16 protein-coding genes and 1 tRNA gene are annotated in these 13,559 nt (G+C 66.3%); 12 read left to right on the top strand and 5 right to left on the bottom strand.

The window, feature by feature from the left end; all coding sequences use genetic code 11:
* The 4 genes from H0T81_RS11215 to H0T81_RS11200 all read left to right on the top strand — a co-directional run.
* Nucleotides 1-1,607, top strand: a 1,607-nt coding sequence (locus H0T81_RS11215) for a hypothetical protein (RefSeq protein ID WP_294013124.1), incomplete at its 5' end; no start/stop codon positions are given.
* A 10-nt stretch (nt 1,608-1,617) separates the two neighbouring features.
* Nucleotides 1,618-2,505, top strand: coding sequence for a tyrosine recombinase (locus H0T81_RS11210; RefSeq protein WP_294013122.1), 888 nt, complete (start codon nt 1,618-1,620; stop codon nt 2,503-2,505).
* A gap of 54 nt (nt 2,506-2,559) precedes the next feature.
* Entirely contained in the window at nt 2,560-3,501 is a 942-nt protein-coding gene (locus H0T81_RS11205) for an acetyl-CoA carboxylase carboxyltransferase subunit alpha (RefSeq protein WP_294013120.1), read from the top strand.
* Between the two features lie 80 nt (nt 3,502-3,581).
* Nucleotides 3,582-5,051 carry a M48 family metalloprotease gene (locus H0T81_RS11200; RefSeq protein WP_294013118.1) on the top strand — a complete coding sequence of 490 codons (1,470 nt, stop codon included), beginning with the start codon at nt 3,582-3,584 and terminating at the stop codon, nt 5,049-5,051.
* Nucleotides 5,052-5,066: 15 nt separating this feature from the next.
* Here the strand turns inward: H0T81_RS11200 and H0T81_RS11195 are convergent, their stop codons facing one another.
* Together H0T81_RS11195 and H0T81_RS11190 are read right to left on the bottom strand one after the other, a co-directional pair.
* Nucleotides 5,067-5,249 carry a Flp family type IVb pilin gene (locus H0T81_RS11195; RefSeq protein ID WP_294013115.1) on the bottom strand — a complete coding sequence of 61 codons (183 nt, stop codon included), beginning with the start codon at nt 5,247-5,249 and terminating at the stop codon, nt 5,067-5,069.
* Between the two features lie 110 nt (nt 5,250-5,359).
* Complete coding sequence (locus tag H0T81_RS11190) at nt 5,360-6,139, bottom strand: methyltransferase domain-containing protein (RefSeq protein ID WP_294013112.1); 780 nt, start codon at nt 6,137-6,139, stop codon at nt 5,360-5,362.
* A 42-nt stretch (nt 6,140-6,181) separates the two neighbouring features.
* On the opposite strand from H0T81_RS11190, the gene H0T81_RS11185 reads away from it, so the two are divergent.
* The 7 genes from H0T81_RS11185 to H0T81_RS11155 all read left to right on the top strand — a co-directional run bounded on the left by H0T81_RS11185 (nt 6,182) and on the right by H0T81_RS11155 (nt 10,480).
* Entirely contained in the window at nt 6,182-6,928 is a 747-nt protein-coding gene (locus tag H0T81_RS11185; RefSeq protein ID WP_294013110.1) for a ComF family protein, read from the top strand.
* A gap of 30 nt (nt 6,929-6,958) precedes the next feature.
* Nucleotides 6,959-7,216: a glutaredoxin 3 gene (gene grxC / locus H0T81_RS11180; RefSeq protein WP_294013126.1), complete on the top strand. Its 258-nt coding sequence runs from the start codon at nt 6,959-6,961 to the stop codon at nt 7,214-7,216.
* 3 nt (nt 7,217-7,219) lie between these two features.
* Nucleotides 7,220-8,050, top strand: coding sequence for a carbon-nitrogen hydrolase family protein (locus tag H0T81_RS11175; RefSeq protein WP_294013108.1), 831 nt, complete (start codon nt 7,220-7,222; stop codon nt 8,048-8,050).
* Nucleotides 8,047-8,454, top strand: coding sequence for a DUF1178 family protein (locus tag H0T81_RS11170; RefSeq protein WP_294013105.1), 408 nt, complete (start codon nt 8,047-8,049; stop codon nt 8,452-8,454). The genes H0T81_RS11175 and H0T81_RS11170 overlap by 4 nt, the downstream gene beginning before the upstream one ends.
* Before the next feature lie 35 nt (nt 8,455-8,489).
* Nucleotides 8,490-8,566: transfer RNA gene (locus H0T81_RS11165), tRNA-Arg, on the top strand.
* Nucleotides 8,567-8,613: 47 nt separating this feature from the next.
* The gene (locus tag H0T81_RS11160; RefSeq protein WP_294013102.1) at nt 8,614-8,904 is read left to right on the top strand and encodes a DUF6356 family protein; all 291 of its coding nucleotides are present in this window, start codon (nt 8,614-8,616) and stop codon (nt 8,902-8,904) included.
* Nucleotides 8,894-10,480 (top strand): FAD/NAD(P)-binding protein, encoded by a 1,587-nt coding sequence (locus tag H0T81_RS11155; protein ID WP_294013099.1) that lies wholly within the window; start codon nt 8,894-8,896, stop codon nt 10,478-10,480. The genes H0T81_RS11160 and H0T81_RS11155 overlap by 11 nt, the downstream gene beginning before the upstream one ends.
* Before the next feature lie 186 nt (nt 10,481-10,666).
* On the opposite strand, the gene H0T81_RS11150 is transcribed toward H0T81_RS11155, so the two are convergent.
* Both H0T81_RS11150 and H0T81_RS11145 read right to left on the bottom strand, forming a co-directional pair.
* Entirely contained in the window at nt 10,667-11,758 is a 1,092-nt protein-coding gene (locus H0T81_RS11150; RefSeq protein WP_294013096.1) for a histidine kinase dimerization/phosphoacceptor domain -containing protein, read from the bottom strand.
* A gap of 231 nt (nt 11,759-11,989) precedes the next feature.
* Nucleotides 11,990-12,193, bottom strand: a complete 204-nt coding sequence (locus H0T81_RS11145) for a hypothetical protein (protein ID WP_294013094.1) — start codon at nt 12,191-12,193, stop codon at nt 11,990-11,992.
* 116 nt (nt 12,194-12,309) lie between these two features.
* Between H0T81_RS11145 and H0T81_RS11140 the strand changes: the two genes are divergently transcribed.
* Entirely contained in the window at nt 12,310-12,771 is a 462-nt protein-coding gene (locus H0T81_RS11140) for a nuclear transport factor 2 family protein (RefSeq protein WP_294013091.1), read from the top strand.
* Nucleotides 12,772-12,860: 89 nt separating this feature from the next.
* Here the strand turns inward: H0T81_RS11140 and H0T81_RS11135 are convergent, their stop codons facing one another.
* Nucleotides 12,861-13,370 carry a hypothetical protein gene (locus H0T81_RS11135; protein WP_294013088.1) on the bottom strand — a complete coding sequence of 170 codons (510 nt, stop codon included), beginning with the start codon at nt 13,368-13,370 and terminating at the stop codon, nt 12,861-12,863.
* Between the last annotated feature and the right edge of the window lie 189 nt (nt 13,371-13,559).

Here is a 13,559-nt window from a genome sequence, read left to right as displayed (position 1 = left end):
CCTCCGGTCCCTCGATCGACAGCGAGACGGGGATGGTCGCGATCGGCGAAATCGCGCTTCCCGTCGTGGCGCCGCCGGTCGAGCTTCCAGACCATGCCCGGCGCGACCCTTGGGTTGTCGGCCGGCTCGACCCGCTTGGGCTCGGGCTGGGCGCGAACCCATGGGGAGCCGCGAGTGGGGCGTTCCTGTCGAGCCTGATGCGCCGAACCGAGGCCCCGATCGCATCGCGCTGGGCGCATATTGCGCTTCGCAATGCGTTGCTCGCCAGGGCCCGGGCACCACGCAACGTCCACCCGGTCGACTGGACCGCGGAGCGCGCCTGGTTGCTGCTCCGGATGGGCGAGGCGGACGCCGCCCGGATGCTGGTCTCGGGGGTCGATGTCGACAATTTCACTCCGAAGATGTTCCAGGTGGCGGTGCAGAGCGCACTCGCCAGTGCCGACCCGTCCGGGCTGTGCCCGCTGCAGGATGGAATTCGGGACGTCGAGCGGGCCATCTTCCCGCTGGTCGACGCGATGTGCGCATCGCTGTCGGGTGAGCCGGAGAGCGCCGCCGCGCAGATCGACTCCGCCCGGCGGCGCGGCCGGATCGGCGGCATCGACCTGGTGCTTGCCCAGAAGGTCGTCGGCGCGGGCGCCGACACCGGCCGAGCGGTCACCGTCGAATGGGATCCGGTTGATCGCCTCAATAGCTGGCGGTTCGGATTGGCGACCGCGACCGGGATGACCGTGCCCGATCGGCTGCTGAGCTCGGCGGAGCCGCGATTGCGCGCGTGGCAGGCCCGAGCGCCCTTATTGTCTCCGCAGCAGCGGCTCGAGTCCGCGCGGATCGCGGCCGGCCTGGGAGTGCTGTCGTCCCAATCCCTGATCGACCTCTACTCGCTGATCTACGACGCGACCGACGCGGACCAGCTTTCGGAAACCGATGCGTGGCAGGTTCGACTGGCGTTCGTCGGCCGCGACCGCGACACGCGCATGGCGGCGCTCCGCAAGCTGTGGTCGATCGGCGACGGGCGGCTGGACAGCGAAGCTTCCCGCGCGCTGGCCGCCCGCGCCGCAACGTTGATCGCGCCGGATCCCGACCTGCAGGAGGATGCTCCGGAGCTGATCGCCTCGATGCTTGCCGGCGGCTACGATCGCGAGGCGGCGCAATGGAACGCGGCGGTTCGCCGGATGGACGATCGCCTGGCCGATGAAAGCTGGGCGATGCTGGCGCTTGCCGCTCCGGATACTCGGGGGCTTGACGTCAGCGTTGGCCGAGTCAACGCGTTCATCGGCCGCGACCAGAGCCGCGCCAAGAAGCGCAGCGCGCTGCTGGTCGCTGGCCTCGCCGGGCTTGGCCGACTCGACGGAAGCAGCGCCGACCGGCTCAACCGCCGACACGGCCTGCGGATCGGGCATCGGACTCGATGGACGAAGATGATCGACGGGTCGGCGGCGCTCGGCCAGTCGGGCAGCGTGATGGTGCTTGCCGGCGCCGGCTTCCAGGCGGCGAGTTTCGAGCAATTGCCCTCGTCCCATTTGTATCACGCGGTCGCTGCGCTCAACCGGACCGGGCAGGGGTTCACCGCCAGGATGATCGCCGCCGAGGCGCTCGCTCGCACGTGACGGACGAGGCGTGACCGACGAAGATCGGGCGCTGGTCGACCGGTTCCTCGACATGATGGCGGCCGAGGCGGGAGCATCGCCGCACACGCTGGCCGCCTATCGCAACGACTTGAAGCGCGCGGCGGACGACGCGGGGGGATCGCTGGGCCTGGCGGGCGCGGAGGCGCTTGCGGGCCTTGGCCGCCAGTGGGCGCAGCTCTCGCCGGCGACCGTCGCGCGGCGATCGGCAGCCCTTCGGCGCTTCTTCGGTTTCCTGATGGACGAAGGGTTGCGGAGCGACGATCCGTCGGCAGCCCTGCCTCGGCCGAGGCTCGAGCGGCCATTGCCGCGGATCCTCGACGAGCGCGAGGTGACCGCGATGTTCGAGGCGGTCGAGGATCGAGCGGCGAGCGGTGAGCCGGCGGCGGTTCGTAACCTGGCCTTGCTCGAGCTGCTATACGGCTCGGGCCTTCGCGCCAGCGAACTGGTTACGCTCGGGCGCGGCTCGCTGCGCAAGGGGCAGCCGTTCGTGATTCTCCGCGGCAAGGGCAGCAAGGAGCGGCTGGTGCCGATTTCCTCGCGGGCGGAGGCGGCGGTCGAGCGCTGGCTGCAATTCGTACCGAACGACAGCCTGTGGCTGTTCCCGAGCGGCAAGCGGCATTTGAGCCGGGTCCGGCTGTTCCAGATCGTCCGCGAGATCGCGTCGCTGGCCGGAATCTCCCCCGAGCGAGTCAGCCCGCACGTCCTTCGGCATGCATTCGCGACCCATCTGCTGTCGGGCGGCGCCGACCTTCGAGTGCTGCAATCGCTGCTCGGCCATGCCGATATCGCGACGACCCAAATCTACACCCATGTCGACAGTACGCGGCTGGTCGAGCTGGTGAACGCGCGCCACCCGCTCGCTGACCGGGATCGTTGACGTGAGGGCGGGGTCGTTGACGCGAAGTGAGGCGCGTCCTACCCGCCGCCGCGAATGCTGACCTTCCTCGATTTTGAAAAGCCGATCGCCGAGCTCGAGACGCGCGTCGCGGAGCTGCGCGAGACCGCCACTGCGGGATCGATCAACATCGACAGCGAGATCGCGCGTCTCGAGGCGAAGTCGGCCAAGCTGCTTCGCGAAACCTATTCGCGGCTGACTCCGTGGCAGAAGTCGCAAGTCGCGCGGCACCCCGACCGCCCGCACTTCAATGATTATGTCGCTGGAATGGCCGACGAGTTCGTACCTCTGGCCGGCGACCGAGCGTTCAGCGACGACCCGGCGATCGTCGGCGGCTTCGCGCGCATCGACGGGCGGCGGGTGATGATCATCGGCCACGAGAAGGGCGACGACACAGCCTCGCGGCTCAAGCATAATTTCGGCATGGCCAAGCCCGAGGGCTACCGCAAGGCAATCCGGCTGATGCAGCTTGCCGACCGGTTCGCGATCCCGATCGTCACGCTCGTCGACACCCCCGGCGCGTTTCCTGGAGTCGAGGCCGAAGAGCGCGGCCAGGCGGAGGCGATCGCCCGGTCGACCGAGCAATGCCTCGACGTGCGGGTGCCGATCGTCGCCGTAATCCTCGGTGAAGGCGGCTCCGGCGGCGCGGTCGCGATCGCCGCCGCCAATCGCGTGCTGATGTTCGAGCACGCGGTTTATTCGGTGATTTCACCCGAAGGTTGCGCCTCGATCCTGTGGCGGACCGCCGACAAGGCCGCGGAAGCCGCCGAAGCCATGCGGATCACGGCTTTCGACTTGCAGGCGCTGGGGGTCGTCGACCGGGTCGTCAGCGAGCCGCTCGGCGGCGCCCATCGCGACCCGGACGCGGCGATCGGCGCGATCAAGGGGGCGATCGTCGAGGAGCTCGACGGCTGTTCCGCGCTCGGCGGGGACGAGCTTCGAACCCAGCGCCGGGCCAAGTTCCTCGCCATCGGCTGACGGGTCGTTCCGGAACCACAAGCAGTCATCTCCCGTTCAATGGCCGATTCATAAAGTACTTGGACATCGGAGGTTTTGGTATGCGTAAGGCCGTCCTGCTGCTTGCCGCGACCGCGGTCGCTATCACTCCGGCGGCATTGCCGGCGCAGGCGGGCCGCCATCTCGACCCGCGCGAGGTTGCCGAAGCGCGGCGACAGCATGCCGAGCTGGTCCAGGAGTTCGGCGGCGCCGAAACAGGCGCTCGAGGCGCCTATGTCCAATCGGTCGGCCGCCGGCTCGCGGCTTACTCGGGAGTGGTCAATCCCGGTGCCGCTTTCCACTATACGACGCTCAATTCGGCGGTCGAGAACGCGATGGCGGTGCCCGGCGGCTATATTTACATCACCCGCCAGCTGCTGACCTTGATGGACGACGAGTCCCAGCTCGCCTTCGCTCTGGGCCACGAAACCGGGCACATCGCCGCCAACCACCACCGCGCGCGCCAATCCGCGGCGCGCCGCAACAGCATGGGCGGCATTTTCGGAGCCCTGCTCGGAAGCCTGCTGGGCGGCGGGATCGGCAGCGCGATCGCGCAGATGAGCCAGCAGCAGGCCCAGCTGTCGACGCTCAGCTTCTCGCGCGACCAGGAGTATCAGGCCGACACGCTGGCGACGCGCTATCTGCTCGCGGCGGGCTACGACCCAGCCGGCGGCCCTGGAGTCCTGGCGGCCCTTGGCCGCGCCAGCGCGATCCAGGCGCGCGCCCAGGGGCGGACCAACCGGCAGACGCCGGAATGGGCGAGCACCCACCCGCTGAGCGAGAACCGTCTGCAGCGCGCGGTGGCCGCTGCGCGCGCCACTGGCCGCCTCGGCCAGGGGATGCGCAACCGCGACCAGTTTTTGGCCCAGCTCGAAGGAGTCTATGTCGACGACGACCCGGCGCAGGGAATTATCGAGGGTCGGTCGTTCACCCATCCCGACCTGCGGATCCAGTTCGCGGTGCCGATGGGCTATCTGATGCAGAACGGCACCCGCGAGGTGACGATCAAGGGCTCGGGCGGCCAGGCCCAGTTCAGCGGCGGCCGCTACCGCGGCAGCATCGAGAACTACGTCTACCAGGTGTTCCAGCAGCTTACCGGCGGGCGCCAGCAAATGATGATCCCGCCGCCTCAGCGGACGATGATCAACGGCTTCCCGGCGGCGTTCACGACCGCGCGCGCGAACACGTCTTCAGGCGTGGTCGACGTCAGCGTCATGGCCTATCAGTGGGACCCGAGCACCATCTACCATTTCATTATGTTGACGCGCGGCGGTGCGGGCATTGGTCCGTTCGTCCAAATGGTTGAATCGCTGCGGCGAATCTCGCCGGCGGAAGCGGCTTCCATCCGGCCGCGGGTGATCGACGTGGTGACGGTGCGCCTAGGCGACACCGTGCATTCGCTGGCCGGCCGTATGGCTTATCGGGATTTCCAGCTCGACCGGTTCCTGGCGCTCAACGGCTTGACCACGGCGAGCCCGCTGATCCCCGGAAACAAGGTGAAGCTGGTCGTGTACGGGGCGCGGCGGTCCTAGTCGTACGTCGCGCGGTTATGTGGCGTTTTGAACTTCGGAGCTAAGGCCGGTCCACATGCCGCCGGCGCCGCCGCCCAGGGCGGAAATGCCGCCGATCGCTACGACCGCGATCAGTGCAACGATAAGTCCGTATTCGATTGCAGTTGCGCCGCCCTGGTCGGCGACCAACCGGCGCAAAGTCGTTCGGATAGCGACCACGCCACCCTCCTCTGGTCCACGTCCACGTGCGCAAACTAAACAAGCCTCAGTTAACAACTTACCACGCGTATATCGTTAACGGGCTCTCAGCCGTGAGATTCCACAATGGATCAATCGCTCGGAGTCCAGGCGGCGAAATGGAGGATTTCGAACGTCTCGACGGTCCGCGATCCGTCGCCGGCCGAGCGGAACGCGGCTTCCGCGGCGGATTTGGCCTCGCGCAATAGTGGCTTGCGCGATCTTCGCTTGAGGATGTTGGTCGCGCCCATGCGACGCAGGTCGGTGACCAGGCTTTCGAGCGTTTCATAGGACACTTGAACCCGGTCGACATCGACCACCGGCATGATGAAACCGCAGGCCGTCAGCAGCGGCGACAAGGACCCCGCTTCGACGCGCGGATGGACATGCGGTGACGATCCTCCAATGGCCTGATCGGCGATATGCATCGCAAGGCGCAGCTGCGGGAGGCCTTGGCCGCCGGCGATCGCACCGATGAAAAGCGAGTCTTCAGCAAGCGAGGCGCGGATCGCCTGGAGGGCACGCGGCAGGTCGTTGACGGTGTCCAGGGTCCCGATGGACAGGACGAGATCATAAGCCCTCTCGGGCGGCGCCCATCGATCCTCGGCGATGCAAATTCCACCGGCGGCCCTGGCGAACAGGGGGCCCGGGTCAGCGGTCTCGACGGCCTCGACGACTTCCTTCAACCGATTCGACCAATCGGGGTTCGGACAGCCGATCAGCAAGGCGGACTTGAACTGGCGGCGGACAAGCGCGAGCCGCTCGAGGCAGTCGTCCAAGGCTCGCTCGTGAAGGAACAGCTCGGGGCCGGTCCCAAACGCCCGATCGCGTCGAAGCGCCCGCAACTCCCTGTCGAATATGTCCGTGGGCACGGCAGACTTGTGCGGCGCGCCTTGCGGGGCGACAAGGGGCAAATGATCCGCACGGCAGCGCTCAAGGTTGGCAAGCTCGCCTACTGGCTGCTCGACTTCGCTTTGCCTGCCCGATGCGCCGGCTGCGGCACCATCGTCAACGATGTGCACAGCTTCTGCCCCGATTGCTGGAAGCGCATCGAGTTCCTCGGCTCGGCCGGGTGCGTGACATGCGGGACGCCCCTGCAAGCGACGGATGCGGAGAATTGCGCGGTTTGCCTGGCGAAGCCGCCGCGGATCGAGCGCACGCGCGCCGCGGTGGTGTACGACGACCTCACCCGGAGCCTCGCACTGCGCCTCAAGTACGGCCGCAAGGTCGCGATCGCGAGAACGATGGCGCGCTACATGGCGCCGTTGCTGGGCACGCAGCCGGAGAACGCCTTGCTGGTGCCCGTGCCGCTGCACCGTGGCCGACTGTGGCAGCGTGGCTTCAACCAGTCGGCAATCGTGGCTCGCGAGTTGTCCCGGCACACGGGAATCCGGAGCGACGCGTCGCTGCTGAAACGCATCCGACGGACGCCGCCGCTCAAGGGTATGAGCCTGCAGCAGCGGCGGCGGGTGGTCGCCGGAGCGTTCAAGGTCGATGACGGGTCCGCGGTCGATGGCCGAACGGTGATATTGGTCGACGACGTGCTGACGACGGGAAGCACCGCGAACGCCTGTGCGCGTGAATTGCGGCGGGCCGGCGCCGCACGCGTCGAACTGATCAGCTGGGCGCGGGTGGTGCGTCCTTCGCAGTTTATGCGTTGATAGTGCGGGAGTGAACAGGGACGAATGACCGTGCCGAAAGTCGAGATCTATACCCGAGCCTTCTGCGGATATTGCTACCGGGCCAAGCGGCTGCTCGATTCCAAGGGAATCGAGTACCAGGAACATGAGGTGTTTTTCAGCGGAGCCGAGAAACAGGCAATGATCCAGCGCTCGAGCGGGCGGACGACCGTTCCTCAGATCTTCATCGACGACCGCCACATCGGCGGATGCACCGAGCTGATGGAGCTGGAAAGCCGGGGCAAGCTCGACGAGTTGCTGACCGCCTGAGCAATGGCTCGGATCGCCCTCTTCCAGTCGTGCACCGGGATCGATCCTGCCCGCAACGCCGAGGCCCTGGTTGCGGCGATCAGCGAGGCGTCGGACGGCGGCGCGGAGATGCTGTTCACGCCGGAGATGTCGGGGCTGCTGGACCGCGATGCCAAGCGCGCGGCGGCGAACCTCCGAAGCGAGGAAGACGACCAAGTGCTTGCGGCGAGTCGCGAAGCGGCAGCTCGGCACGGCATGTGGCTGCACCTGGGGTCGCTGGCGGTGCGCACCGATGAGCAAAAACTCGCCAACCGGACATTCGTGGTCGATCCGACCGGCGCCGTCCGGGCGCGCTACGACAAGATCCATTTGTTCGACGTCGACCTTCCAACCGGTGAAAGCTGGCGCGAGTCCGCCGTCTATCGGCCGGGGGAGGGCGCGGTGGTGGTCGAGGGCACGCCGGTCGGGCTCTTGGGCCTGGCGATTTGCTATGACCTGCGCTTCCCGGCGCTGTTTTCGAGGCTCGCGGAAGCTGGAGCGCAGACCGTCGCGGTGCCGGCCGCCTTCACCGTACCGACCGGGCGAGCGCATTGGGAGGTGCTGCTTCGAGCCCGGGCAATCGAGGCGGGCGCCTTCGTTGTCGCCGCCGCGCAATCGGGACGGCACGCCGACGGCCGCGAGACCTACGGTCATTCGCTGGTGATCGGTCCCTGGGGCGAGCTGTTGCTGGACATGGGCGAGGACACGGGAATCGGATTCGCCGACATCGAGCTTTCGCGGGTCGAGGATGTTCGGCGACGAATCCCGTCGCTGATCCATCGCCGGCCCATTGCGCAAGCGGCGGTCGTGCAATGATCGTCTTCGACCTTCGCTGCCTGCAAAGCGGTGACCGGTTCGAGGCCTGGTTCCGGTCCAGCGCCGATTTCGACCAGCAATCGGAGCGGGGCCTGGTGCTGTGCCCGTTCTGCGAATCGAACCAGGTGGCCAAGGCGCCGATGGCGCCGATGGTGCCAAGGCGAAGCGTGCCCGGCGTGGAAGTGGTCGCTCAGCTGGCCGAACTGCAAGCCGAGCTGCTGCGCGATTCGCGCTGGGTCGGCGACCGTTTCGCCGACACTGCGCGGGCGATGCACTCGGGCGAGATCGACAGCCGCCCGGTGCACGGCGAGGCGACTTTGGAGCAGGCGCGCTCGTTGCTCGACGATGACGTGCCGGTCGTGCCCCTGCCGCTTCCGGTCGTGCCGCCCAGCCAACTCAATTGATCAAAGCGGGCTCAGTGCTCTATTCGGCTCGGATCGGCTCCGTAGCTCAGCAGGATAGAGCAACGGTTTCCTAAACCGCAGGTCGCAGGTTCGAGTCCTGCCGGGGCCACCACAATCGCGAAGCAAAATCGCGAACAAACGGGGCGCGTAGCAAAGACCATGGCTGTAGGACAGCAAGAGACTCAAGGCGGCGAGAATTCATCGCTCGTCGGCCGCCTGTTCACCGATCATCCGCGGTCGCTGGGGATGAGCTGGGCCGCGCACGGCATCGGCGCGGTGGCGATCGCCTTCCGGCTGATCGGCGCCGGGCTCGCCTGCCTCATCCATGCGCTGGTGCCGGCCTGGTTCACCCAGACGGCGGGCCGCACCATCACCACGATGCACGACGAGATCGCCCGGCGCAAAGAGGGCGCCGCGAACCCGGACGCATGGCCCGACTATGAAATCTGACCGGCGGGTTCCGGTCGCGATCGTCGGTGGTGGATTTTCAGGCACGATGCTCGCCGCCCAGCTCGCCCGGCGCGGCATCACATCGGTGCTGATCGAGGGCGGCGGGCGCCTTGGTCACGGAATCGCTTTTTCGACCGACGAGCCGGCGCATGTGCTGAACGTGCGCTCGGAAAGCATGAGCGCCTGGCCCGACGATCCCGACCATTTCGCGCGCGAGACCGGCGACCCCCGCGGCTTTGCGCAGCGCCGGCACTTCGGCCGCTATCTTCGCTCGATCCTCGACGAGGCGATCGCCAGCGGCCGCGTCGAGCCGATTGCGGACATGGCCGTGGCCGCGGTTCGCGAAGCGGGCGATTGGCGGATCGACCTCGAAGACGGCGGGGGCGTCGTCGCGCGGGCGCTGGTGCTGGCGATCGGCAACCAGCCGCCCGAACCGCTCAATGCCGTGCCGGCGGCGGCCGGAGAGCGCTTCATCAACAACCCGTGGGGCGGGGGGGCCAGGGCTGCTGTCCGCGAGGCGGCGGCAAGCGGCGGCGAGGTGCTGCTGATCGGCACGGGCCTGACGATGATCGACACGGTGCTGTCGCTGGCCGCCGCCGGCCACCGCGGGCGGATCGTGGCGCTGTCGAGGCGCGGCCAGATCCCCAAGGCGCACGCCGAGTTCGCGGCGGCGCCGGTCGAAGCGGGTGAATTGCCCGAGGGGCTGCTGGAATTGTGGCGCTGGCTGCGGCGGCGCAGCGGCGAGGTCGGCTGGCGCGCCGCGGTCGATTCGCTGCGGCCGCACAGCCATGCGCTGTGGCAGGGGCTCAGCCTCGCCGAGCAGCGGCGCTTCCTGAGGCACGCGCGGCCGTGGTGGGACGCTCACCGCCACCGGATCGCCCCGGAAGTGGCGCGGCAGATCGTCGACATGGTGGCCGGGGGCAGGCTGGATATCGTCGCCGGCCGGATCGTCGGCATTCGTGAAATCGAGGGCGCGCTGGGTGTGGAAATCCGGCGGCGCGGTTGGCCCCTCACCCCGCTCAGCTGCGCTGAGTCGCCCTCAAGCTCCGCCCTGCGGTGCTCGGATGTCCCCCAGACATTCGGCGCGCCTCGGCCCTCGGGGGGAGAGGGACTTGGGCGGTTCGAGTTCGTGTTCAATTGCACCGGGCCGCTGGGCGCCATCGGGCGCAGCCGCGATCCGATGCTTCGGCGGATGCTCGACGACGGGCTGGTGCGGCCCGACCGGCTCGGAATCGGGCTGGAGGTCGACGGGCGATCGCGAGCCGCCGGCGCCGCGAATCTCTGGGCGCTGGGACCGCTGACCAAGGGCCGTTACTGGGAAATCGTCGCGGTTCCGGACATCCGGGGCCAGGCGGCGGCGGTGGCCGACGACATCGCCTCGCTGTTGCAGCCTGCGGTTCGGGCGATGAGGGAACACAAGTCCAATCTGCCTCCCGACCTGGTCGAAGGCGAGCCGCCTGCGCGAGAGGCGCTGCCCGGCGAGACGCTCAACCCGCTTCCCGAAAAGGACTACACTCAGAAGCAACAACCCTTCTGCGACGGTGAGGAAAACGATCCGGAAATTGACGGTCGGTAGAACAGCCGTAGGAACGAGCACCCGGCTCGGGAGCCCTGAGTGTCGCGGCGGTTCGCAAGCGATCTTCAGCTATGCGCGCAATGGCTCGAAAGCGGCCACAAGCCGCGAATGTCCGCAATGGGTGGAAAGCGGACATTGCTTGATGACAGCAGCGCGCCCCAGTTCCGATGAATTGCAGCACTCTCTTCAGGTGGCGAACCCCACTCGGAAACATGCGCCCCGTCCGTCTGGGTTCGGAACGACCTCGACTGCGCCTCCCAACTGCTTCGCCAGGACTCGGACGACCTTCATTCCCAGACCCTCGGACTTGGCGACATCGAAGTCTGCTGGAACACCTGGGCCTTGATCACAGACGCTCAATTCGCGGCGGTCTCCGCTGACCTTGTAGATGACGTCTATCTTGCCGGCGCCGTGCTTTGCCGCGTTCGTGACCAGTTCGTTCGTCAACAGACCGATCGGCTGGATCAGCGTGGTCGGGACCATCCCTTCGTCTCCGCTGACCTCGACCGCGACGCCGCAGATTTCCGAAAGATCAGAGCAAAGGCGGGCGAGGAAGGTAATGCAGGAGGCTTGATCGGTGTCGCTGGAATAGAAGTTCCTGTGGACTCGGGCCACGGCCGCGACGCGCGTTGCCGCTTCCTTCAAACGCGCCGACGCGTCGCCGACGCCTGTCGGCTCGCTTTGCATCGTCAGCAACCCAGACACAAATTGCAGACTGTTCATAACTCGATGATCGATTTCGCGGGCCATGAGCTCCGCGTGGCCGATTGCAGTGCGAGCGGCCAGGCGCAGCTCGAGCTGATCGACGACCAATGATGCCAGATCCGTGAGATCGTCAATCTGGGCCTGGTCGACCGGGCGAGGTTCCTTGTCGATGACACACAATGTCCCAAGGTTGAAACCGTCCGAGGTCTGCAACGGAACGCCCGCATAGAAGCGCAGCCCGAAGTCTCCCGCGACCAACGGATTGGCCAGTGAGCGTGGGTCGGTGCTGGCATCGACAAGAACATGCGCCTCGGACGACAGGATCGCGGACGCGCAAAGGCCCGGATCCCGGCCGATTTCCTCGACGCCGACGCCGTAGTGCGACTTGAACCAGATCCGGTCGTGATCGACGATGCTGATAATCGAGATCGGCACATCGAAGCGGCGAGCCGCCAACGCCGTCACTCGATCGAAGCTTCCGTCAGGCGGGGTGTCGAGGATCTCATAGCGGTGCACGGCGGCCATGCGTTCAGCTTCATTTTCCGGGATAATCCCCTGGTCCAACGCACCCATGATGTGTCCCTTGGCGGCCCCCAACTGGTGAACATGTGAGTCTAAAACGCCCGCGTGGGCAACCGGTTAGCGGCTTTCCGACCAAGATAGAAGGGGAACCGGTTCCGGTCCGAGCTCAGCGCTCCCATCCTCCACGGCCGCTCCTCTGCAAGCGTGACCCGGATCTGTAATTCGCTAACGTCCGAAATGGGTGGAAAGCCGACGTGAGCGTGTGTGCAACGCAGCTGGCAACTAAGGCTGGCGATGCCTGCCCAGTCGCGAGGCCGCGATGAGGACGATGCCGCCAAGCGTGAGGATCGCACCGCGAGTGACCCACGGGCGCTGGTCAATCATGAAGCTGGACGCAGGCCAATTTACGACACCGGTGCCTTGGCCAATCCACAGCAATCCGATCAGCACTGCGGCGATGCCCAGGACCAGTAGGATGGTTTTCATATTGCCGCCGCTTTGAACGAGCTGTCGAATGTCCGCAATGGGTGGAAAGCGGACACTTCGCTAAACGAGTTACCAGTTGCTAAAAGGAACACCCAACTAGTGGAGGTTCTCACCCCATGCGCGCTTTGAGCCTGATGGTAGCAACGGGCCTGCTCGCGGCTTGCAATCAGCAGTCGACGAAGCAGGATAATCCGGAAGATCAATTGAGAGCTGCAAATGCCCAATATGATCAGGCATTGATCGAGGGCGATGCTGCGGCCTTGAACCGATATTACACCGAGGATTTCCAGATCATCGACGACGACGGAGCGGTGCACGACAAGAAGAACCAGGTGCAGTTCATGACCAAAGAGGTGGATCTGCTGAATGCACGCGGAGACGACGTTAAGGTTACACTGCTCGGGCCGGACAGCGCGCTCGTGACCGGGCGTTTCTCGGGACGTTACCGCTACAAAGGGAAGGAAGAGGATTTCACCGAGCGATATACCAGCGTGTGGGTTCGCAAAGATGGTCAGTGGCGGGTGAGGCACGAGCACACGAGCTTGCTGCCAAAGTCTCAACCACGCGTAACCGGCTGATCGAACGCTAGCTCACCTCAGGGTCGATGTGCACTGCCCCAAAGCGGGATGTCCGCAATGGGATCGAAAGCGGACATTGGCTCAATCGTTCAGCGGCGGCAGTTGTGCAGCGCTCGCAGCGAAATATCTGCGTGGAGCCGAGCATGACTTGCGTATTCATGGGCATCGGCCAGCCTGTTGGACTGCAGCGTGAGTGAAGCCCATCCGACCACTCGCTGCGGGTGGCTGGGCAAGGAAGGGAAGGTGTTCTTGGCCGGCGTCCACGAGGCGATCGCCCCTTGCAGTCGAGACCAGCGCATTGCCGGGTCGCTCCAGCGGCCTCCGAGCACATCGGCGACAACGCAGCTATTCTCATCAGGGTCGGCCAGACCGGCTTCGCCCTTAAGCCCGGGAAGAACCCCCACCGAGTTGGCGCCGCTGATTTTCCCATCTCCATTGGCATCACCGTAGAACGGGCCAGTTGCGCCAACGACGAGGTTCCGCGCCTCCTCGGCCGCTTCATGTGCGACACGTAAAGTGGGGGCTTCCTGCCAACGTGTGACCGCCTGATCCAGAAACGCGAGCCGCGTAGCCAAGGTCTCAGCCGCAGTCGGCGCCACTGCCGCTGGGGCTGGCCTAGCCTCAGCAAACGGCGCCACGTTTGACTTAGCCGGTTCGGGCGAACCGCAGGCCGCCAACATCAGCGAACCCAATAGGACACACGCAAGCTTGCTAGCGTTCAGCACGGTGCGTCTTGCAATCCGGGCACGTTCTTCCTGCCAGCGCGCACCCTTTGTAACTCTCCTGCC

This window comes from Sphingomonas sp. (assembly GCF_013812825.1).
GTDB lineage: Bacteria > Pseudomonadota > Alphaproteobacteria > Sphingomonadales > Sphingomonadaceae > Sphingomicrobium.
Note: the sequence above shows the minus strand (reverse complement) of the source record. Positions and strands in the feature narration are given on the sequence as shown.